This window comes from Pseudoalteromonas sp. 2CM39R, from assembly GCF_023161845.1.
On the sequence record NZ_JALNTM010000001.1, the window covers coordinates 171,077 to 193,624 of the forward strand.

A 22,548-nucleotide genomic window follows, 5' to 3' on the forward strand; every position below is an offset into this window, starting at 1 on the left:
CGCAAGTACACTGCTTGTTATAGACGCCCGTCAGGTGCGTATAAACCAGCCTGAATTTTTGCATAAATCGCGTCTGCTTTTTCTTTCGCAGCTTCAATTTCTGCAGGCATCATATTGCGCTCATCAAGCTTACGGCTATGGCTTGCATCCATGTTGCCGTTGTATTCAGCAATGGTATTCCAAATGTATGATTTTTCGAGATTCTTAGGAACACCTAAACCCTCGTAATACATCAATGCCATATTAAACTGAGCAAGAGTAAAGTTATTTGCTGCCGCTTTTTGGTACCAGCTAAGCGCTGTACGGTAATCTTGAATTACCCCTTCACCATTGGCGTACATAACCCCTAAATTAAACTGAGCTGCTGGGTGATTTTTTTGTGATGCCATTTCAAATAGTGAAATCGCTTTTTCTTTATCAAGTTTGACACCTTTACCTTCTTGATAAAGTACACCCAATGCGAACATTGAATCAGCATGTACTTTTTTTACTGCCTTCTCGTACAACTCTGCCGCTTTTTGGTAGTTGCGTTGTACACCAAAACCACCTTCGTACATTTTAGCAAGCTCATACATTGCAGGGGCATAACCTCTGTCTGCAAGGTAATTAAATTCATGAAGTGCTTCTTCAAAACGACCTTCATTCGCCGCTAATTGGGCATCTTCAAGACTGGCATTTGCTAAAGGTGACAAGATTAACGTGCTAGCGAGCAATAGTGTTTTAAAATTAGGCTTGATCATAGTCTGCCTCCAAATGTGTGTTAGGTATCAATAGCAAAGCATTGAGCTATTGATAAAATGCATTGCCAAACAGCCTCTGAGCAAAACATCACTTTTAGTTTAGCCCTAACAGCTGCAAATGCCCAATTTATAGACAGCGGCAAGCTTTGCAATTAACAAGTAGGCTTAAGATACAGATTTTACAGAAAATTTAAAGAAATAAAAAAAGCCCGTAGCGGGCTTTTTCGTGTCATATCTACCGTCACCGATATGAGCAATGTAGCAAGTAAAGTGTAACGTTTTATGTCTATGTTTGGGTCGAGGAAACAGACGACAATCAAGAGTTACGTCTTGAACTAACTTGGTTAAACAGCATCAAAGCCTTTAACAGCATGATGTTGTCGTGAGAATTGTTTAATTAACCAAGTTGTTGATAACGATTATTACTTAGGTTTAACCGTTCGTCAATACTTTAATGATAATTATTTTCATTTAATTACTGTTGCTGAATATTTGTTCTCGGTGGTATGTTTACTTTGTTTTTAACAGGATTTGAAAAAACTACAATGAAAAAGCTATCAAAGTATCTAATCGTATTTAGTTTGTTGTTCACCGTTGCTGGGTGTTCTCCTAGCTTTACTTACAATAACTTAGGTTGGTTATCAGGATTTTGGATTGATGATTATGTTGACCTCAACAGCGACCAAACTGATAAATTTAAGCATATCGTCAAAACCAGCCGCGATTGGCATCGAGAAACACAACTCCCTTTATACAAACGTGATCTTGAAAGCTTAAAGTCCATGTTAGATAAGCAAGTTGATCATAACGAACTTAAAGCACACTTCGTACAAGCAAAGCAGCATTGGCAAACGCTGGTTGATAAAATCGAGCCTGAACTTATTGATTTAGCAAACTCTCTTTCATATGAACAGCGAGTTGAATTTGTTGCTGCGCTGCAAGAAAACATTAATGATGAGTACAAAGAACACGAAGAGAAATCGCCTGAACAACATAAAAAAGAACGTTTAGAAGAAAACCTTGAAAACTACAAAGAGTGGTTCGGTACCAAGCTATCTGCACAGCAACAAACACTGATAGAAAACTCATCAAATACGCGAGTCAGTACATTTTTACTGTGGATGCAATACAAACAAAAGCGTTTAGATACATTAAAAACGCTGTTTATGCAAAAGCAAAAACCAGCAGATTTTAACCAACAACTTGCTGTTATCATTAATGATCGTTATGCCTTTATGAGCGATGAGTTAATTGCTGCCGATGATAAAAACCTTGATAACTACGTTAACTTGTTATTGGAGCTAAAGCCTACATTAACCGACAAACAGCGCCGTAACATTCACGATGAGTTTGATGAGCTTATTGAGGAAGTGGCTGACTTGATTGATGATTAGGTGTTAGTTACTAGGTGTACATGGGCGCGATGTAAAATTGCTGCTACTTAGCCAATGTACCTTTGAGAACAGTTTATGACTTGAAAACGAAAGTTAAAAAGTATTAGTTTTTCTGGTGTTTATGTAAACGTTTGCATTTTTATGCAAGTTTATTTAATAACTTGTTCCTAAATCAATTGTTTCGCGTTAAAATTAGGCAATTATAACAATAACGAGAAACCGGATGGATATTGGGGCGCTAAGAGGCACTCAAGCATTACGAAATAACGTTCTTAAATGGATGGGCTTTTGTCTTGGTGTTTTGGCTGGAATATTCGCCGTTTTCAATCTTTTTATTAATGACTTTTTTGTTCTTGGAGCATTAGAAGTCGTTTTTGCGTCATTTTGTTTTTATATATTTTTTTATACCCGAAAACGCAATGGTCATCTTTGGCAGTCCCTCACCTTATGCGTGTTTTTAACGCTACTTATCACGTTAGGTACCTACCTTGGTAATATAAAAAGTTTGCTGTTTATTTGGACATGCTCACTACCTGTTTTATTTTATCTGTTATTAGGTAAGCAATACGGCAAAGTTTTGTCGCTTCTAGTGGCTGTAGTGCAAGGCGTTATTCTATTAACCAAGCCAAGTCTTGAGCCTCTCAATAGTGTCAACTTTTTACTCAATTTTTCATTTACATATATCTGTATTTGGGCAGTATCTCATACCTTTGAAAATAGCCGTGCACAATATGGTAAGCGGTTAGAAAACTTGGCGTTACTAGACCCTTTAACCGGAGCTGGTAACCGCTTGGCAATGACCCATTATTTTGAAGTTGAACTTAAAAACAAAAATGGCTTGTTTATTTTAATGCTCGACCTTGATTACTTTAAGAATATAAATGATCAATATGGCCATGAAGTGGGAGACCGCATTTTAATTGAAGTAACCAGTTTCTTTAGACAGCGTATTAACAGAGGCTATGTTTTTCGTATTGGTGGTGAGGAGTTTGCTATTTTCTTACCTGATAGCGACCCGCAGAGTGCATATGAATTTGCAGATATGCTGCGCGAGCAGTTATCAACGACTATCCACAACATTGATGAGGAAGCAATCAATCTGACCATTAGTATTGGTGTTGCTTGCTACATGCCAAACCAAACCCTTAAAAACTTTATTAAGCGTGCTGACGATGCGCTATACCAAGCCAAACAGCAAGGTCGAAATAGAGTGGTAACGGCTTATGAGTTAAGCCAACAAAATAAAGCAGGTTAGCGTTTTAAACTTAACCTTTGTACATAGTGTCAAAGTCAGGAATGTTTGCTTCCCATACTGGAATATCTTTGCCTATGTATTCACGCATAGCATCAAAGAACAAGCGTGTTCTTACTGGTAAGTCTCTGTGTGGGTAAACCGCATACACAGCGCTGTAATCGAGTAATTCCATATCGGTTAAAATTGGCACGAGATCGCCACGTTTAACTTCGTCATCAAGAATAAATGCCGGTGCCAGAACGTAAGCATTGCCTGAAATGGCCTTCATTAAGAGTACTTCTGCATCGTTCGCACGAAAGACACTTTTGATATTTTGTTCAATAATATCGCCATCGGCATTACGATAACGAATACCGCCAATGCGTTTACTTGGACTTGAATAGCTAGCAGCGGGTAGTTCTTTTAAGTCTTCAACATGCTTTGGCATACCGTATGTTTCAATAAACTCCGGTGAAGCCAACAGCAACATGCGGTTGCGGGCAATTTTACGAGCAATGAATGATGAGTCTTTTGGTTCGCCAACACGAAAAGCCAAATCATAGCCTTCTGATACTAAATCAATCAGCCTGTCGTCTAAACGAAGCTCTACTTCAACTTGCGGAAAACGTTTTTGAAAGTCGTTAATTACCGGCTGAATATAACGCTTACCGATAATACTTGATGAGGTAATTTTTAACGTACCACGGGGTTCTTGGTGGTAATTCTCTGCAAGTCTTACGGTATCTGATAACAAATCTCTCAGTTCAGCTGCTTTTTTTACCATTTCAGCGCCTGCGGCAGTCAACGAAAAAGATCGCGTAGTACGATTAAGTAAACGCACCCCTAATTCATCTTCAAGACGGCTAATTTGTTTTGAAATGACTGAGCGGTCTATATTTCTAGACTCAGCAGCTTTAGCAAATGAGCCTCTTTCAATCACTTCAAGCAACATCAATAAGCGGCTGGTGGTATCCATAGCAGTTCCTTAAACTTTATTGGTGCCATTCTGGCATTAATGAATTTAAAAATCTATCATTTTTATCCGCTAATTAGTTCCGTAACATTGTCTCCAATCTATTAACAGGAGAGTCGTGATGAACAAATCTATTCTTGCAGTGGCAGTGACCATTGCGAGCTTAACGCTTGCAGGATGTGGCACAGAAGCCAATCAAGGAGCGCAGCAACAGCAATTACAACCTATTGATGTAGCACAAGTGCTTGTTAAGCCGGTACAAAATTGGCACACCTATACAACGCGTTTAGAGGCTCCACAAGAAGTTGCGCTTATGCCGCGTGTTTCGGGTGTTATCGATAAAATTAACTTTAAAGAAGGTGACAGCGTTAAAGAAGGCGATTTGCTTTTCACCCTTGATGCTCGTCCATTTGCTGCCGTAGTCGATAGCTTAAAGGCACAAATCGAAAGTGCTAAGGCAGCACTTGAGCAAGCTAAAAGTGAAGCAAAACGCGCAGATCGGCTAACTGAGCGAAAAGCGATTTCAACGGAGCAAGCTGAGTCTCGTAAATCAACACTAAGACAACGCGAAGCGCAATTGTTAGCTCTACAGGCTGAGCTTACTGCCGCAGAGCTTGATTTAGCATTTACGCAAGTGCGCTCGCCAATTGATGGCGTTGTATCTCGCGCTAACATCACCAAAGGTAACAACGTTCTTGCAGGTCAAAGCGTATTAACAAGCATTGTTTCAAACCAGCAAATGTATGCTTATTTTGATATTGATGAGCGCACGTGGAATCGTTCATTTGCTGATGTCACAGCTCAAAGTGAGCAAGCTGTTGTGATGCAAAAATTGGGTCAAACCAGCTTTAACTACAGTGGAAAAATTAACTTCATTGATAACCAAATCAACGAAACTACTGGTACTCTTCGTGTACGTGCAGTGTTTGAAAACGATGAAAAACAATTACGTGCAGGTTCATTTGCTCGTATCAAGCTTGCTGCCAATAAAGTGAGCGAAAAAGTCATCGTGCCAGAACGTGCAATTGGTACTGATTTAAAGAATCGCTTTGTACTTACTGTAGGTGAAGGCAATGTTCTTGAATATAAATTAGTAACTGTGGGTGAGCGTTACGGCAGCTTACGAGCAATTACATCGGGTCTAAACGAAAATGATGTGATTGCTGTGAATGGCCCGGCGCGTGTTGGTCCTGGTATGCCTATTTCACCAAACACAGTCACTATTAATAGCGATGGAATTGCATTCACTCTTTCAAATAATCACTCAGATTTGGTTGCTAAACAGTAGGTCAAAATGAAATTTTCACACTTTTTTATCCAGCGACCCATCTTTGCAGCGATGCTGTCGCTTATATTTCTCATCGCAGGGGCAATTTCGTTATTTCAATTGCCAGTGAGTGAGTACCCAGAAGTAGTGCCACCAACTGTTGTTGTGACGGCAAGTTACCCGGGTGCAAACCCAACGGTGATAGCCGAAACGGTTGCGACGCCGCTTGAGCAAGAAATCAATGGTACAGAAAACATGTTGTATATGTTTTCGCAAGCGACCAGTGATGGCCGTATGACTTTAACAGTTACCTTTGCATTAGGGACTGATTTAGACCGTGCGCAAGTACAAGTGCAAAACCGTGTTAACAGTGCGCTTCCACGCTTACCGCAAGAAGTTCAGCGTTTAGGTGTTGTAGCTGAAAAGTCATCACCAGATTTAACCATGGTGGTGCATTTGTACTCGCCTGAAAAAACGCATGATACGACCTACTTAGCGAACTATGCTGATTTGTATATCAAAGACCAAATAGCGCGTTTAGGCGGTGTAGGTGATGTACGTTTGTTTGGTGGTGGTCAGTACTCAATGCGTGTTTGGCTTAACCCTGATGCACTCTCAGCACGTGACTTAACAGCCATGGACGTAGTAAATGCATTACGCGCGCAGAACCAACAAGTTGCTGCAGGTAGTTTAGGTACACAACCAACTTCGAAAAGTAATCAATTTCAAATTCTGATGAATGTAAAAGGGCGTTTAAGCTCACAAGAAGAATTTGAAAATGTGATCATCAAAGTAGGTGAGCAAGGTCAGCTTACACGTTTAAGTGATGTTGCACGCCTTGAATTAGGCCAAGACACTTATGCACTAAGAGCGATGTTAGATGGTCAACCAGCACTTGCTATGCCTGTTTTCCAACGCCCTGGTTCTAATGCGATAGAGCTTTCTGATCAAGTGCGTGAAACCATGAAAGTATTATCAAAAGACTTTCCGGCAGGTGTTGAATACGACATTGTTTATGACCCAACTGTATTCGTACGCGGCTCAATTGATGCTGTTATTAAAACGCTACTAGAGGCAATCGCGTTAGTGGTTATTGTTGTAGTGGTGTTCTTACAAACCTGGCGTGCATCGGTTATCCCATTGATTGCGGTACCTGTATCTTTGATTGGTACGTTTGCGGTTATGCAATGGCTTGGTGTGTCGATTAATACATTATCGCTATTCGGCTTGGTTCTTGCCATTGGTATTGTTGTTGATGATGCCATCGTGGTGGTTGAAAACGTTGAGCGTAATATCGAGCAAGGCTTATCACCACTTGAAGCAACCCGTGTCGCGATGACCGAAGTAACAGGGCCTATTATTGCCATTGCACTCGTACTGTGTGCGGTATTTATTCCTACGGCTTTCATTACGGGTTTATCTGGTCAATTTTATAAGCAATTTGCATTAACCATTACTATTTCAACGGTTATCTCAGCGTTTAACTCGTTAACACTATCGCCTGCGTTATCGGCGCTATTACTGAAAGGTCATGATGCAAAACCAGACCGTTTAACTAAGTTATTAAACCGTGTATTCGGTAACTGGTTATTTAAACCTTTTAACCGCTTGTTTGATAAAGGCGCCAATGGCTACGAAAAGCTAGTACAAAAGCTAATTCGTATGAGTGTAATTGTATTAGTCGCTTATGTTGCACTTGTTGGTGGCACAGTTAAATTGTTCGATGCTGTACCAGGTGGCTTTATTCCACAGCAAGATAAACAATATTTAGTGGCTGTTGCACAGTTACCCGATGCGGCAAGCTTAGATAGAACTCAAGAAGTCGTGCAAGAAATGGAACAAATTGCATTACAAGTACCGGGTGTTGCAAACACAGTATCGTTTCCTGGTTTATCTGTGAATGGTTTCACTAATAGCCCTAATAGCGGCATTATGTTTACTCCACTTGCACCTTTTGAAGAGCGCCAAGATCCGAGTATGTCAGCAATGGCAATTGCGGCTCAATTAAATCAAAAGTTTGCCACTATTGATGAAGCGTTTGTTGCGGTATTCCCGCCACCGCCAATTCAAGGTTTAGGGACAACAGGTGGCTTTAAACTACAAATTGAAGACCGTGCTAATAAAGGCTTTGAGGCACTCTTTAATAGCTTACAAGCAACCATTGCTAAAGCACAGCAAGATCCTGCGCTAATGGGCCTTTACTCAACCTTTAGAATTCAAGTACCACAAATGGATATCGACATTGACCGTGAGCAAGCGCTTATTCAAGGTATTCCACTTGATGAAGTATTTAATGCCTTACAAGTGTACTTAGGTTCTGTGTACGTGAATGACTTTAATTTGTTTGGTCGTACTTATCAGGTCAATGCACAAGCTGATGCAGATTACCGCCAAGATCCAGAGCAAATATTGAATCTTAAAGTGCGTAACCGCATGGGTGAGATGGTGCCATTAGGCTCTGTATTAACGGTCACGCCAACAACAGGTCCAGATCGTGTAATGCACTATAACGGTTATCCAACAGCTGAATTAAATGGTAGCCCAGCGCCAGGTTATAGCTCAGACCAAGCACAGCATGCGATTGAAGCAATCCTTGCCGATACATTACCAAATGGTATCGAGTTTGAATGGACAGAAGTAACGTATCAGCAAATATTAGCAGGTAATACCATGGTGTATGTTTTCCCACTGGTTGTATTGCTTGTGTTCATGGTACTTGCTGCGCAATACGAGAGCTTAAGATTACCACTGGCTATAATTCTGATTGTGCCTATGACGATTTTCTCGGCCTTGTTAGGTGTGTGGCTTGTTGGTGATGACAACAACATCTTCACGCAAATCGCATTAATAGTATTGGTTGCACTGGCAAGCAAAAACGCCATCTTGATGGTTGAATTTGCACGAGATCAGCATAAAACGGGTCTGTCTCACCTTGAAGCCATTATTAAAGCATGTCGCTTAAGACTTCGCCCAATTTTAATGACGTCAATTGCCTTTACAGCAGGTGTTGTACCTCTTGTTTTAGCAACTGGTGCAGGTGCAGAGATGCGTCATGCCATGGGTAACGCGGTATTCTCAGGTATGATTGGTGTAACCGTGTTTGGCTTATTGTTCACCCCGGTGTTTTATATGTTAGTAACTAAAAAATCGCAGAAGGAGCAACATGATGCATAAGCCTCTTCAAGCAATCTTTAAACACGGCAAACTAGTTAGTGCAATGCTGTTAGCCGGAGCACTGGCAGGCTGCGCACAAAGTGTCGATATGAAAGAGCAGCAAGTGAGCCTGACACAATTTGTTAGCGATACACAAATTGGTGAACAAAACGAAGGTGCAAGCGAGAATAACTGGTGGCGCCGTTTAGATTCGCCGCAGTTAAACAATTTAGTGACTGATGCATTAGCAATGAATCACGACTTAAAAACCAGTCAACTTCAACTTGATGCAGCCATTGCCCGTTTAGGTGCAGCCCGCGCGGATTATTATCCGCAGGGCAGCCTAAGCGTGGGCGCAGAGCGAAGCAGCTTAGATGGCGTTATTACTCGCCAATCAAACGCTGGTGTTAATGTTAATTGGCAGCTTGATTTGTTTGGCCGTATTACCGCGCTTGTCGATGCTGCTAATGCAGGTGCACTAAACCAAGCAGAGCAGCTAAGAGCATTACAGGTTGAAGTGGTTTCAGCCGTAGTGCAAGGCTATGTAAGCTATCAAGGTAATGTGCAAAAGCAAGCTATCATTGAGATGCAAATCGAGGCGCTCGAGCAAAGTATTGATGTGCTCAAAGCGCGAGTAGAAGAGGGGGTTGCGAATGAGCTTGATCTTAACCGTACCCTTGCGCAGTTAAAGCAGCAACAAGCGCTTATTCCTGAGCTTAGTTACATGCAATATCGCGACCTCGCAACCCTTTCGGTACTAACAGGGCGACTTGCAAGCGACATAACTTTAATAGAAGAGCCTGAGTTACTCAGCCACGAATTTAGCGTGTCGTTTAATAAAGCGAGTGAAGCAATGGCTCTCAGACCAGATATTACCAGTGCTTTATATCAGTTTAGTCAGGCTTATTCACTGAGTGTTGCCGCCTCAAAAGCGCTACTGCCAGATATTAGTTTAGCAGGGTTTGCAGGTGTGGTGAGCTTAACCAGTAATGGCTTAGAAGATACTGTGCAACAATGGCAAGTAACACCAAAAGTTGAATGGTCATTGCTCAGCTATCCTGCATTATTAGCTCAGCGTGATGCACAGCAGTTTTTAAGTGAAGCCGCTTACAGTGACTATCAGAGTAAAGTATTAAAAGCCATTAGCGATAGTGAACTTACTTTACAAAGACTAGTCAAACAGCAGCAACAGTTAAGTTATGCTGATCAGCGTTTTAATTATGCGAATAAAGCATTTGGTCAAGCTCAAGCAATGTATCAAGAAGGACAAATTCCTTACTTAGAGTTGTTAGATGCGAGACAGGATGTTTTAATAGCGCAAGAGAACGCTGTTGATTCAACAATTGCTTCATTACAGGCCAAAGTAAGTGCTTATCAAGCGTTTAATGGTCGTTGGAGCTTTGAACTAAACAACCTTTAACCCAGAGTATTCAATGTCACATATTCAACAAACTACAGATCTTCCGTCAACAATGCGCGCGCTTGCACTGCTTGAGCCAAATGACGCGATTGCGTTATCTGAGCTTTCTGTGCCAGTACCGAGCCCTGAAGGCAATGAGCTCTTGATTAAAGTTGAATATGTGGGCTTAAATCATGGTGATGCCAACTTTGCAAAACAAGGTTTTTGTAAATGGCATTACCCGCATGTATTAGGCCATGATGCTGTTGGCGTGGTTGTTCAAGCAAATAAAGGTGTATTCCCTGGTGTGGGCGCACGTGTTGTATGGCACGCCAGCCTTGGTGACCAAGGTGTGTTATCTGAATACACAACGGTACCAAACTATGCGGTATCGGTTGTGCCAGATAACGTATCACCGGCAGACGCTGCAACCTTACCTTGTTCAGGTATGACGGCATTAATTGCTCTTGATAAGTTGCAGCTAAGCGAAGGGGATTCACTGTTTATTGATGCAGGTGCAGGCGGCGTTGGCCAATTCGCTATTCAATTTGCCAAGCAACGTGGTGCAACCGTGTTTACCACTGCCAGCAAACACAATCATAAGTTACTTAAGCAATTAGGTGCTGATGTTGTATTTGATTACAAAGACCCAAAACTTGAAGATAAAATTCGCCGTGAATTAGGTCCGCAAGGTTTTGATGCGGTGCTTGATTGTATTGGTGGCGATACCACCATTCGCAATGTTGAGCTAATGCGCTTTTGTGGCCGTATTGCTTGTTTAAATGAATTACCAAAATTTGAACAAGAACTGATGTTTAGACGCGCACCCAATATTGGCATTGTATCGTTAGGCGGAGCGTGGCTTGCAAATAGCTTATGTGCGCAGCAAAAGCTAAGCTTTATGGGTAACTTATTACTCGATAATGCAGCCCGTGGCGAGATCAAACTGCCACAAATTCATGCCGTTGATTTTACCGCTGAGGCTGTTTCAGCAGCTTTAAATAAACAACTTGCAGGTGGCTTTACTGGTAAACAAGTCGTGCAAGTAAGCGGTTAATTTTGCAAACTCACTGCCCAGTCATACTGTTTGATGGTCAGTGCAATCTGTGCCATTTTTGTGTGCAGTTCATTATTCGCTTTGATAAGCAAATAACCTTTAAGTTATGCCCAATGCAAAGCGATAAAGGTGAGCGTTTATTAAAGGCTTACAAAGTTAAAGATCCACTTTCCTCAATGTTAGTAATTGATAGAAGCCAGCTATATAAACAAAGTGACGCTGTGTTATTTATCGCAACACAATTAGGTTTTCCTTTTTCTGTAGCTAAGGTGTTTAAGCTACTGCCAAAAGGTTTTCGCGATCGTATGTATGATTGGGTTGGTCGTAATCGTTATCGGTTTTTTGGCAAGCAAACACAGTGTAAGTTACTGACCGAAGAACAAAAGCAGCACTTTTTATAAACATTTAGAGTAAAGCTTGCTATTCTCGTTATTGGGAACAAATCACAATAATAAGAATATGAACATACTCTTTCTAATCTTTAGTTCGGTCTACATTGCTTTACTGCTATTACAACCAGCACTTCCTCAGTCTTTTTTGGCGCTATTTAAAGCATTACCAATCGGCTTATTGATTGTGATGGTTTTAAAAGCACGCAGTCAGTTACAAAATCGCACTTTTATCACTTTATTTTTCGCTCTTAGTTTTTCAGCACTAGGTGATGTGTTGTTAGCCATTGATACGGGGCAACTGTTTATAGGCGGTTTAGCGGCATTTTTTGTCAGCCACGCTTTTTATATCATTACCATGTTGCCAATTAAAAACTGGCGACTAGACGTTGTATTTCTTTATCTATTTTTGGCCATCATCGTTTTTTGCTTATTCTATCCAAACTTAAATGACATGCTCGTTCCGGTACTTTTCTATATGTTGGTGATTACTATAATGGCAAGCCTTACTTGGATGACGGATAAATCGAACGGCTTTTTAGTGTTAGGTGGGGCTGTGTTTGTAATATCAGACTCTATTCTTGGCCTTAACCGTTTTTATTTAGAAATAGCGCATGCAGATATCGCAATAATGATAACGTATTACATTGCACAGTTTTTCTTGGTGACAGGTTTTTTGCAAGCAACAGGTAAACATAAATAGCCGCAGTGGCTCAGTGGTGATTGCCGTGATAAAATATGCGCGTTTTAATTTTCGAGATTTTCCATGGCAAATACAGCGCACGCACTGCACATTCTTGTTAAGCACAAAGAACAAGCTGAAGACATCATCAAGCAACTTAAAAAAGGGGCTAAATTTCAGACTTTAGCTAAAAAACATTCAACCTGTCCGTCGGGTAAAAAAGGCGGCGACTTAGGTGAATTCAGACGCGGTCAAATGGTGCCACAGTTTGACAAAGTAGCTTTCAGCGGCGAAATTTTAGAGCCACATCTAGTGAAAACGCGCTTTGGTTGGCATGTAATCAAAGTGCTTTACAGAACGTAAAGTTTAAAGCCTGCCTAAAACTAATAAGACACGTCGTTAGCGCTAAATATTTATTAGTGAGTTGAAGCCTGTGGTTTTAACTCATTTTTGGACAAAAACACGTTAGAGTATTTAATCAGTAACGCCCATTTAAGGGGCTGATAATTGTTTGCTAAAATGTGTAGCGAAGCGAAACCGAGCAAACTGTTAGCAGTCCCGCTTTAAATTCTTGTTATGTTTTCTTATATGCTGTCTATCATTTCTTGAAATCTATCTTTTTCAGCATAACCTTCAATCCAGCACCAACCTGCGAATAGTGACCATAAAAACCTACTAAATGATTTTATTTCATCGTAATCGTCAGTGATGTTTTTTAACAAAACAATTTGCTTATTAAAGCGATGGAAAAATTCAAATGATTCTGGTTGATTAAACTCTATATTATTTAGAACGTAGCCTGTACTTTCTTTAAAAGCCTCAAATTCTAGTAGCATATTTTTTAAAAGTTCATGATCCATGTTATTTAAAACAACATGCCATTTATCTTGTGAATCTGTTGCTTTCAACGAGAAGTAACTTTTAAATTCTTTTTGGTCTAGTAAGGTGTCTAACAAGTCTGACGGGTAAGAAGTTTCACACGCACTTAAAAAGTGGCTAATCATTTTCTGTTTAAAGTGTTTGTATTGAATTTGGTAATTGTTCTTAATAATTTTACGTTTACGGTAGTCGGGAATAAACACGGTAAAGAAGTAAAATAAAGCACTTACAAAAAGGCCTAATGAAATGTTCAATACAATACTATTACCGATAGAAAATTGATTGAATATAGGAAATTGGCTGTTAAATAAAAATGGTTCGTCACTCGCTTTAAGCATTAAAAAAATACTTAGCACTAATATTATGAATACCAATTTAGGTATATTTTTCACCAAACCTCTCCGAAAACATAACGCCTTAATAAACGGCGAAAAATAGTAGGCTAAAATAAGCGACGGAGGAGCGCAAGCCTACTGTTTTGCGTCCACGGTTTAATTAACTTGTTAGCTATCGAAATACACTTAGGCCAAAAGGTGCAAACCTGCCACGCTGCTGACTCCGTAAGCCCATAAAGTTTCAAACGCAGAGCTTAAAAAAATACGAGTACGAGCAGTTATTGTTTTTACCATAGACACCTCCTTTTTACTGTTTTCGTTTGCCAAAGGAACTAAACGAATGGTTAAGTAACGAAGTAAAATTAATAAAAGGGCTACAGAGCCAACAATCGCTAGAGGAATTGAACCTCCACCTAATACCCCTATTGGCCTAAATGTACTTTGCTAGATGCTATCTCCTAGATAGCTAACATGTTTATAGCGAGCGAATCGCGCGTTTTTCTACTACAGCGTCGCTCGTTTTTCAGAATGACTCATTTGTAGCAAAATTCTTAACTAATTGCCATTACTACTAAAATGCTGTAGTTCTAGCTTTTGTCTCAGGACAAAAACGAGTGATTGGTTCGCTTTCCTGACTATGCAAGCAATATACTTTGACGAAATAGAAAAGCAATTTTGAATGGCCGAAGTTCGCGCTTTTTAGTAATTCGCCTAAAAACGTCTTGGGGCATAATCAAGGTAAGGCTTATGTTCTGATTTTGGCACAGAACTGTCCTTCAGCACCAACCCATTTATATCCAAAAATGGTTTTCTACGAATAAGTTTATACACGGCAAAAGTGCCCAGAGTGTTTTTTAAACGTATATGTTGTGCACATTATGACTGTGCGCTATTATTTCTGTACTGATGCACAATAGGACAGTGCAAAAATATGGCTGTAAATTTTAAGGATGAGTGGCTCGAAACATTCTATGAAGAGGATAAACGGCATCGATTAATCCCTAAGGTTATCGAGAATGCTTAAATCGTAAGCTAGAAATATTAGATGCAGCGAAGGCTGAATCTGACTTAAGAGTACCACCAGGTAACCGGTTTGAACATCTTGAAGGTAACTTGAAAGGTTGGTGTTCAATACGAGTGAACAAACAGTATCGATTGATTTTTAAGTGGGTTGATGGTGTAGCAGAAAACACCTATTTAGACCCTCATAAGTATTGAGGTAAGATTTATGCGTATAACAAAGCGTCGTCCTGTGAGTGTAGGTAAAATGCTGAAGCTAGAGTTTTTAGAGCCTATGGACATTACATCAAAAACTTTAGCTGAAGCTATGGGTGTGCATAGAAATACGGTTAGTAACTTGATCAATGGCGGTAGCTTAACAGCGCCACTTGCAATTAAACTGGCTGCTGCCTTAGGGAATACACCCGAGTTTTGGCTTAATATCCAGCACTCTGTAGATTTATGGGATACGAGAAATCGTTATCAAGAAGAAGCTAAATCTGTAAAACCTTTGTTTTCTGCTCAAGAAACTTCACTACGTACATCACAAACTATTTAAAGAAGTCTTAACGTATATTGTTAATCCACTCTACAGGTTAGGCTGTTGAGTGTTCACACCTTAATTAGTTGCTTTGTACCAAGGGACTTTGTATTTATGGACTCTTTATTATAAGGACATTTTCAATTCATGATTAAAAACATAACCATTACAAAGCAAGATTACTTAGAGTACTCCAAATTTGCGGTGAGTAGGCTGTGTAATTCAAAAAGTAAAGCAAGCTCTAGTTTTCTTAAGAATATGATCATCTGGTTTGTATTGGCTGTAACTTTTATGTCTGTGTTCCAATTAAAGACTATTCGTTTTAATGATTTTCATTGGCAATCTGCGCTGATCACAGCAATTCCTTTTTCAATATTACTTATTGTTTTTCTATACAACATTAATAAATTCAAAAGACTATCAATTCCAAATGATAATGGTTTAGTGATTGGAAAGAAAAGCTTGGAGTTTCAAGCTGACGGAATAACTGAAATAAATAATTTAGGACATTGCTTCTATAAGTGGGAAGCAGTAGAGGTAATTGAAGAACATAAAGGTAACGTGTATATCTTTGTCGATAAATTGTCAGCCTTGATCATTCCGGCAAATTCTTTTGCTAGTGAAGCTGAAAAAGACGAGTTAAAAGCTTTCGTACAGAAGTTTTTATAATTAGCTTTTCATCTGACAATATTTTGTGGCAAGTCAAGTAATGCCCAGAGCCACGCTAACACGTAGGTGTTAGCGGGCATTGTTAATTTATTGAGGAGCTAATTAGCTTTCTCGACTAACTTAATTTAGTGTGGGCTGTACATCTAAGCCATAGCCAAACATTACAGCTAATACTAATACAACCGATGCTGCGAGCATTAGTTTAATTAGTAGAGGTAAACAGAATCTAAACCAATGGCCGAAAGGTAAACCTGTCATACCAATAAATACCTACCGTAAATTATTAATTTTTGTTGATTAATACTGAATGTTAGAAGGAGAGTGAATAACTACTAAATTAAGGGGTGATAATGTATTAAAATTTAAAATTACTGTAGTAATAATTGATTTGTTTTAAAAAGTTGCTTATTAAATTTTTTGAATTTTTATCAATTTTTATTTTTAATATGGTAGGGTTCTTTAAAGTTATAATTAAAAGCTCTTAGTCATATTATAGGTAGAAGGAATTATTTTAAATGAGTCAGAGGAAATCAACCCCATCACTTCCAGATCCTTTCCCGATAGATAAATTAAGAACACTACAATTCGGAAGCGCTGATGGACATAGAGATAAAGTTGAGGAGTTTGGCATTATAGAGACATCCTCGGTAAAACAGTTCTATACAAATCAACATTCAATAATAGTAGGGGCAATAGGTACAGGTAAAAGCACTCTATTTACTCTTATAAAAAATAATGCAAAAAAAATCGAGTCATATAAAAATGATTTAATTGTACCATTGGAAGAGGCTCTATCCTTTAATGAACTTTCTGAATTCGTAAATAAACACTATGCCGGCAAGGATGAAAGTACATTGTACCAACTATTATGGAAATTTAATATTTTGTTGAAAGTATCAATTACGCTTTCAAAACAAGAGGGTTTCCCTAAAAATGATTCTGAAAAAGCAGTTAATAACTTCTTAAATGATTCAAATAGCTCAGATAAATATTCAAACATTCTTCACAAATTAAATAATATAATTTCGAATGCTAATGTAAAGTTTGAAGCAAAGGTGGGTGATAATCCAATTAGCTTTGAAGCTGGATTATCACAGAAATCTCCAAAACCAGAAAAGAAGATTAACCTGGAGGAAGTACAGAGGGCAATATCTGAGTCAATTAGTGCACGAAGTTATGACTGTGCAAGGGTTATTATAGATAAAATTGATCGATTTGTAGCAGGGACCGAATATTATATACAAAGGCAGTATATAAACGCTTTGCTTGAAGTGGATGATGATCTAGCTGCTATTAATAATATTAATTTAAAAATATTCATAAGAGCAGATTTATTTGATCGTTTAGACTTTGCAGCACTAGGATATGATAAAGTAAACGATAATGTGATAAGGCTTAAATGGAGCCATGACGAGACTTTACGATTTTTAAGTTCAAGAATTATGGTTGCGTTGACAAAAGCTAAAATCTGCCGGTCAGAAGACATTTATAAAGCTACAGATTTAAGTGAGTTTGATTTAACCTGGAGAGAGAAAATTCTTTTAAGTTCAAAAGTCCCCGAATATATTAAAAGTTTTGTTAACAAAAAAGAAAAGTCTGAGCGGGCTACCAGCTTATACGCAAAGTTTGATAAAGCAATTATAACTAAAGTCTTTCCACGTTCTACTATCCATTTTTGCTCTAACGATAATAAGTATATAGAAATGGATGTTTTTGACTTTATTAAATCGCATTTTTTAGATGGAAATGATATTTGCACTCCAAGGTATATGCTTATTTTTCTAAAGGAAGTCGTAACGAAGGTTGCCTCTTACTATGATGATAACCCTGATCAGGTCTCAGAGTTAGTCCTTATAGAGAAAGACTTTGAGTGGGATTTGTTTAAAAAGTATTGTGTTTATCAAGCATATCTTTCAGCTAAGGATATATATATAAAAAACATTGAAAAAATCGACTCAAAGTGGACTAAAAATGTAAATGTGTTTTTGGCGAAAAGAGGGAATAAAACAAAGTTCGATTACAAATGGATCAGGGCAAACATTCCAGATATTTCAGAAAATGATGCCGTTGACTTTTTATCTTTTCTACAGGTTATAGGTTTCTTGAAAATTTCAGACGCACATCAAGATGTAAAAAAAAGAGGTTATGAGTTACCAATATTGTATAAATTATCGAATACACCTAGTGAAAGTCATTTATAAGGACATTCTCAATTCATGATTAAAAACATAACCATTACAAAGCAAGATTACTTAGAGTATTCCAAATTTGCGGTGAGTAGGCTGTGTAATGCAAAAAGTAAAGCAAGCTCTAGTTTTCTTAAGAATATGATCATCTGGTTTGTATTGGCTGTAACTTTTATGTCTGTGTTCCAATTAAAGACTATTCGTTTTAATGATTTTCATTGGCAATCTGCGCTGATCACAGCAATTCCTTTTTCAATATTACTTATTGTTCTTCTATACAACATTAATAAATTCAAAAGACTATCAATTCCAAATGATAGTGGTTTAGTGATTGGAAAGAAAAGCTTAGAGTTTCAAGCTGACGGAATAACTGAAATAAATAATTTAGGACATTGCTTCTATAAGTGGGAAGCAGTAGAGGTAATTGAAGAACATAAAGGTAACGTGTATATCTTTGTCGATAAATTGTCAGCATTGATCGTTCCGGCAAATTCATTTGCTAGAGAAGCTGAGAAAGACGAGTTAAAAGCTTTCGTACAGAAGTTTTTATAATTAGCTTTTCATCTGACAATATTTTGTGGCATGTAATGCACAGAGCCACGCTAACACACAGGTGTTAGCGGGCATCATTAACTTAGGAGCCAATTAGCTCACTCAACTAACTTAATTTAGTGTGGGCTGAACATCTAAGCCATAGCCGAACATCACAGCTAATACCAATACAATCGATGCTGCGACCATTAGTTTAATTAGTAGTGGTAAACAGAATCTAAACCAATGGCCGTAAGGGACACCAGCCATGCCTAAAATGCCCATAAGTACAGCATTGGTAGGAATGATCATATTTGAAAAGCCATCACCAAATTGATAAGCAAGTACGGCAACTTGTCTTGGTACACCCACTAAATCACCTAGTGGCGCCATTAGTGGCATGGTGACATAAGCTTGCCCTGAACCAGAAGGAATAAAGGTATTAAGCAGGGTTTGAATAACCAACATGCCTATTGCAGATATTTCAGCTGATACATAAGAAAGCGGTAACGACATACCATGTACAAGGCTATGCAGGATTTGGCCGTCTTCTAAAATTAGTGCGATACCCCGTGCAACACCAATTAACACTGCGGTGGTAACAAGATCAGATACGCCTTCTATAAATTTGTTTGCTGCTTCATCAGCAGATAGTTTGCCTAAAATTGCGACAACCACACCCCACGCAATAAAAACACCACCTAGCTCGTATAAGTACCAGCCCTTCGTTGCGATGCCCCATACTGCAATTGCAAGGGTAATAATAAAGCTGCCTAAAACTAGTTTATGGCGCAGGGCAAGTGCTGGGTAACTTGTTGCTGTTTGATTTTCCAGTGGGCAAGGCACGCCAATCATCATCGATTTAGACGGATCGTTCGCTACCTTTTTGGTGTATTGCCAAACATGATGAAAACCAATGAGCACAAATGGAATAAATATAGCTAAACGTAACCATAGACCAGAGTAAACAGGAATACCTGCAATTTGCTGTGCGATTAATACCGTAAATGGGTTAAATGCCGAAACACCATAACCAATACCATAACCTGCGACTATCATACCTACGGCGGTCATTGCGTCTAAGCGCATTGCCTTACAAAGCGCTACAAGAATAATAACAAAAGGGATATATTCACCGGCGGTACCGATACTGCTTGATGCTAAGGCAAAGCAAAACACCACCATAAAGATTAATCGTTGTGGCTTTTTACCATGTCGCTCTAAAAGCCTACCAATGAGTGCATCAACAGTGCCTGTGGCACGTGCAACAGCTAATACACCGCCAACAATTAACACAAAGAAAATAACATCTTGAGCAGCAGCAAAAGCGCGAGGTATGGCTTGTAATAAATCCCATGGGGTTAGGTAATGGCGCTCAGCAACCGTTTGATAGGTGCCCGCAACAACCATTTCGCGGCCAGATTCACTCAATGTAGTAGTGAAAAAACCTTGTGGTACTAACCAGGTCGCAATAAGCGCAACAACCATCATGCCCAGCAGTAGTATCAGGGTATGTGGAACTTTAAAACGTAAACCCATTTATTCTCCGTAATTATGTTAGGTTAAATTCTTGAAATCATAACATGATAAAAGCGGATTGGTTGTCTCTAAAATGTCCACACTGTTAATAATTGTAATAACTTCGATACAAAAAAGGCCAGAAAACTGGCCTTATAAGTTAATTTAAATTTTATTTAGCTAAACCAAATGGGTCATCAATGCTATGAGCAGGCTCGGTAAACCAGCGCGGACCTTCATCTGTCATATAAAAATGATCTTCTAAGCGAATACCAAACTCATCCGGTATAACGAGCATAGGTTCGTTACTAAAACACATACCTGTTGCGAGTGGGGTAGGGGTACCACCAACTAGGTATGGCCATTCATGAATATCTAAACCAATGCCATGGCCTGTTCTATGTGGGCAGCCTGGTGTTTGATATTCTGGACCCATGCCATTTTCGGCGAGGTACTGCCTTGCAGCATCGTCTACTTTGCCACATGGCTCACCATTTTTTGCGGCAGCAAAAGCAGCAAGTTGGGCATTTTTTTCGTGCTGCCAAAACATACGCTGACGTTCGGTTGCTTCACCAAATACATAAGTACGGGTAATGTCTGAGAGGTAATCATGCACTTTACAGCCAGTATCAATCAGTACCACATCACCTTTTTTAAGGGTTTGCGGGTTTTTAACGCCATGAGGGAAAGACGACGCAACACCAAATAACACAATACAAAAATAGTTACCCGGTGCGCCGACTTTTTGGTGCGCTTTTTTAATAAAGGCTTCAACTTCAGTGGTGGTAATGCCTTCATAAAGCATACTTGCTGTTGCTTTGTGTACTTCTAAAGTCATGTCCATAGCACGTTGCATTAAAGCAAGTTCGCTAGCTGATTTATGCATGCGGCAGTGAGCTGTAACGCACTGTGCGTTAACGATGTTATAATTGCCGTTAGCTTTATTAATGCCGTCGTAGATAAAAAACTGCGCGCTATCATCAATACCAAGGGTACCATCTTTGCTAATGCCCATTTCTGTAAGAACATCTACACACAGTTGATAAGGGTTTTCGTGCTCCTGCCAACCACGAATTGGGCCATCAATCACCATAAAATCGTTTAAGCTGCCAATTTCAAAAAACGGTGCTATGTATTGCACATCACCTTTTGCAGGTAAAATAGCGCCAACTAAACGCTCACTTGCGTACCAACGCATCCCTGTAAAGTAGGCTAGGTTAGTGCCTGCATTTAAGTAAATTGCATCAATATTGTTTGCTTGCATATACGCTTGTGCTTTTGCGATACGCGCATGAAATTCGTCATTTTGAATAGGGGTTAAATCTGTTGTCATATCTGACAAAGAGTCAAGCGCCTGCTCTGGCGTTTGTGTGCCAATACCATATGTTGTCATTGTGTACTCCTTGGTTTTTTGTGCATTGTGGCTTGAGTAAACAGTTGATGCAAACTGACTGCGACTAATCGCATAATATTCGTATTTATGTTTATAACTGTTAGCATGCGCAAAAAATAAGGAGCGACAATGCAAGTTAATTACTTAAAAAGACAAGCTGAATTTAAAGCCTTGCTAGAACAACAGGGTTACAGCGCCATGTTAGTACTTGGTCATGAAAATATTCGTTACTTAAGTGGTTTTAGCGGTAATGCTGCTTATGCATTAATTACTCAAAATGAGTGTGTGTTGATCACTGATTATCGTTACCATCAACGCGCAATCGCTGAAACAACAGGATTTGAAATTGTTTGTCGAGACAGAGACAACGAAACCCTTGGCCATTGTATAAATAGACACCTTTATCCAAACAGCCATGTCGCATTTGATGCAAGCTATGTCACGGTAGCAATTTGGCAAGGTGTGGAGGATGAGCTAAGCGGCCACACTTTAACAGCGGTAAACGGTTTAATTGAAAAACTAAGACGTGTTAAAGATAGCTGGGAAGTTGCACAAATTAAAGCTGCTGCGGCCATCGCTGATGAAGCATTAGCACAAACGCTACCTTATTTTAAACCGGGTGTGACTGAGCGTGACCTTGCCTTAGAGCTTGAATTTAGAATGCAAAAGCTAGGTTCAGAAGGCATGTCGTTTGCTACTATCATGCTATTTGCGGAACGCTCAGCCCTGCCGCACGGTAACCCGTCAGATCAGGTTTTAAAGCAAGGTGACTTTGTAACCCTTGATTTTGGTGCGGTTGTAAATGGCTATCGCTCTGATATGACCCGCAGTTACATCATTGGCGAAGCGTCAGAAAAACAAACCCGTATTTATAATACTGTTCTTGATGCACAAAATGCGGCACTTGAAATGGTTAAACCGGGTATTAATTGTTTAGATTTAAATGCTATATCAAACAAGGTGATTGCTGAGGCGGGCTTTGGCGAATACGCCGGTAAAGGGCTTGGCCATGGTTTAGGGCTGTTTTTACATGAAGTGCCATTCATCAACACATTGACAGACTACAATCTTGAAGTTGGTAATGTGATCACCATTGAGCCTGGCATTTATATACCAGGCTATGGTGGTGTGCGCCTTGAAGATGACATAGTTGTCACCGAGTCTGGCTTTGAGGTGTTAACCCATGCGCCTAAGCCATTTATAATCTAA

General features: G+C 39.4%; 19 protein-coding genes and 2 pseudogenes. 15 read left to right on the forward strand and 6 right to left on the reverse strand.

What is annotated here, in order from left to right:
- Positions 1 to 17 precede the first annotated feature (17 nt).
- Complete coding sequence (locus MTF66_RS00825; protein WP_248525994.1) at positions 18 to 740, reverse strand: tetratricopeptide repeat protein; 723 nt, start codon at positions 738 to 740, stop codon at positions 18 to 20.
- 545 nt (positions 741 to 1,285) lie between these two features.
- On the opposite strand from MTF66_RS00825, the gene MTF66_RS00830 reads away from it, so the two are divergent.
- Positions 1,286 to 2,134 carry a DUF6279 family lipoprotein gene (locus MTF66_RS00830; protein WP_248525995.1) on the forward strand — a complete coding sequence of 283 codons (849 nt, stop codon included), beginning with the start codon at positions 1,286 to 1,288 and terminating at the stop codon, positions 2,132 to 2,134.
- Positions 2,135 to 2,357: 223 nt separating this feature from the next.
- Positions 2,358 to 3,389 carry a GGDEF domain-containing protein gene (locus MTF66_RS00835; protein ID WP_248525996.1) on the forward strand — a complete coding sequence of 344 codons (1,032 nt, stop codon included), beginning with the start codon at positions 2,358 to 2,360 and terminating at the stop codon, positions 3,387 to 3,389.
- Positions 3,390 to 3,399: 10 nt separating this feature from the next.
- Here MTF66_RS00835 and MTF66_RS00840 read toward each other — a convergent pair whose 3' ends face one another.
- Complete coding sequence (locus tag MTF66_RS00840; RefSeq protein WP_055199166.1) at positions 3,400 to 4,344, reverse strand: LysR family transcriptional regulator; 945 nt, start codon at positions 4,342 to 4,344, stop codon at positions 3,400 to 3,402.
- A gap of 118 nt (positions 4,345 to 4,462) precedes the next feature.
- Between MTF66_RS00840 and MTF66_RS00845 the strand changes: the two genes are divergently transcribed.
- The 7 genes from MTF66_RS00845 to ppiC all read left to right on the forward strand — a co-directional run bounded on the left by MTF66_RS00845 (position 4,463) and on the right by ppiC (position 12,651).
- Positions 4,463 to 5,629: an efflux RND transporter periplasmic adaptor subunit gene (locus tag MTF66_RS00845; RefSeq protein WP_248525997.1), complete on the forward strand. Its 1,167-nt coding sequence runs from the start codon at positions 4,463 to 4,465 to the stop codon at positions 5,627 to 5,629.
- A 6-nt stretch (positions 5,630 to 5,635) separates the two neighbouring features.
- Positions 5,636 to 8,782, forward strand: coding sequence for an efflux RND transporter permease subunit (locus MTF66_RS00850; protein ID WP_248525998.1), 3,147 nt, complete (start codon positions 5,636 to 5,638; stop codon positions 8,780 to 8,782).
- A complete protein-coding gene (locus tag MTF66_RS00855; protein ID WP_248526480.1) occupies positions 8,775 to 10,181 on the forward strand; it encodes a TolC family protein in 1,407 nt (468 codons plus the stop codon). The genes MTF66_RS00850 and MTF66_RS00855 overlap by 8 nt, the downstream gene beginning before the upstream one ends.
- 13 nt (positions 10,182 to 10,194) lie before the next feature.
- Positions 10,195 to 11,217, forward strand: coding sequence for a zinc-binding dehydrogenase (locus MTF66_RS00860; protein WP_058584276.1), 1,023 nt, complete (start codon positions 10,195 to 10,197; stop codon positions 11,215 to 11,217).
- Positions 11,218 to 11,219: 2 nt separating this feature from the next.
- Complete coding sequence (locus MTF66_RS00865) at positions 11,220 to 11,618, forward strand: thiol-disulfide oxidoreductase DCC family protein (RefSeq protein WP_282453998.1); 399 nt, start codon at positions 11,220 to 11,222, stop codon at positions 11,616 to 11,618.
- 58 nt (positions 11,619 to 11,676) lie between these two features.
- Positions 11,677 to 12,309, forward strand: coding sequence for a lysoplasmalogenase (locus MTF66_RS00870; protein ID WP_248526000.1), 633 nt, complete (start codon positions 11,677 to 11,679; stop codon positions 12,307 to 12,309).
- A gap of 63 nt (positions 12,310 to 12,372) precedes the next feature.
- On the forward strand, positions 12,373 to 12,651 hold the full coding sequence (gene ppiC / locus MTF66_RS00875; RefSeq protein WP_055021968.1) for a peptidylprolyl isomerase PpiC: 279 nt from the start codon (positions 12,373 to 12,375) through the stop codon (positions 12,649 to 12,651).
- Positions 12,652 to 12,872: 221 nt separating this feature from the next.
- Here the strand turns inward: ppiC and MTF66_RS00880 are convergent, their stop codons facing one another.
- Complete coding sequence (locus tag MTF66_RS00880) at positions 12,873 to 13,505, reverse strand: hypothetical protein (protein WP_248526001.1); 633 nt, start codon at positions 13,503 to 13,505, stop codon at positions 12,873 to 12,875.
- 928 nt (positions 13,506 to 14,433) lie between these two features.
- Between MTF66_RS00880 and MTF66_RS38630 the strand changes: the two are divergent.
- From MTF66_RS38630 to MTF66_RS00895, 3 genes and pseudogenes are all read left to right on the forward strand, one after another.
- Positions 14,434 to 14,720, forward strand: a pseudogene (locus MTF66_RS38630) (type II toxin-antitoxin system RelE/ParE family toxin).
- A 10-nt stretch (positions 14,721 to 14,730) separates the two neighbouring features.
- A complete protein-coding gene (locus tag MTF66_RS00890) occupies positions 14,731 to 15,060 on the forward strand; it encodes a HigA family addiction module antitoxin (RefSeq protein WP_248526002.1) in 330 nt (109 codons plus the stop codon).
- A gap of 129 nt (positions 15,061 to 15,189) precedes the next feature.
- The gene (locus tag MTF66_RS00895; RefSeq protein ID WP_248526003.1) at positions 15,190 to 15,711 is read left to right on the forward strand and encodes a YcxB family protein; all 522 of its coding nucleotides are present in this window, start codon (positions 15,190 to 15,192) and stop codon (positions 15,709 to 15,711) included.
- Positions 15,712 to 15,831: 120 nt separating this feature from the next.
- On the opposite strand, the pseudogene MTF66_RS38635 reads toward MTF66_RS00895, so the two are convergent.
- Positions 15,832 to 15,975 (reverse strand): annotated as a pseudogene (locus tag MTF66_RS38635) (YfcC family protein); the annotation flags it as partial.
- Positions 15,976 to 16,226: 251 nt separating this feature from the next.
- Between MTF66_RS38635 and MTF66_RS00900 the strand changes: the two are divergent.
- Positions 16,227 to 17,912 carry a P-loop ATPase, Sll1717 family gene (locus MTF66_RS00900; protein ID WP_248526004.1) on the forward strand — a complete coding sequence of 562 codons (1,686 nt, stop codon included), beginning with the start codon at positions 16,227 to 16,229 and terminating at the stop codon, positions 17,910 to 17,912.
- A gap of 15 nt (positions 17,913 to 17,927) precedes the next feature.
- Positions 17,928 to 18,449: a YcxB family protein gene (locus tag MTF66_RS00905; protein WP_248526005.1), complete on the forward strand. Its 522-nt coding sequence runs from the start codon at positions 17,928 to 17,930 to the stop codon at positions 18,447 to 18,449.
- Positions 18,450 to 18,560: 111 nt separating this feature from the next.
- Here the strand turns inward: MTF66_RS00905 and MTF66_RS00910 are convergent, their stop codons facing one another.
- Together MTF66_RS00910 and MTF66_RS00915 are read right to left on the reverse strand one after the other, a co-directional pair.
- Positions 18,561 to 19,967, reverse strand: coding sequence for a YfcC family protein (locus MTF66_RS00910; protein ID WP_248526006.1), 1,407 nt, complete (start codon positions 19,965 to 19,967; stop codon positions 18,561 to 18,563).
- Positions 19,968 to 20,118: 151 nt separating this feature from the next.
- Entirely contained in the window at positions 20,119 to 21,339 is a 1,221-nt protein-coding gene (locus tag MTF66_RS00915) for a Xaa-Pro peptidase family protein (RefSeq protein ID WP_248526007.1), read from the reverse strand.
- Positions 21,340 to 21,468: 129 nt separating this feature from the next.
- Between MTF66_RS00915 and MTF66_RS00920 the strand changes: the two genes are divergently transcribed.
- On the forward strand, positions 21,469 to 22,548 hold the full coding sequence (locus tag MTF66_RS00920) for a Xaa-Pro peptidase family protein (protein WP_248526008.1): 1,080 nt from the start codon (positions 21,469 to 21,471) through the stop codon (positions 22,546 to 22,548).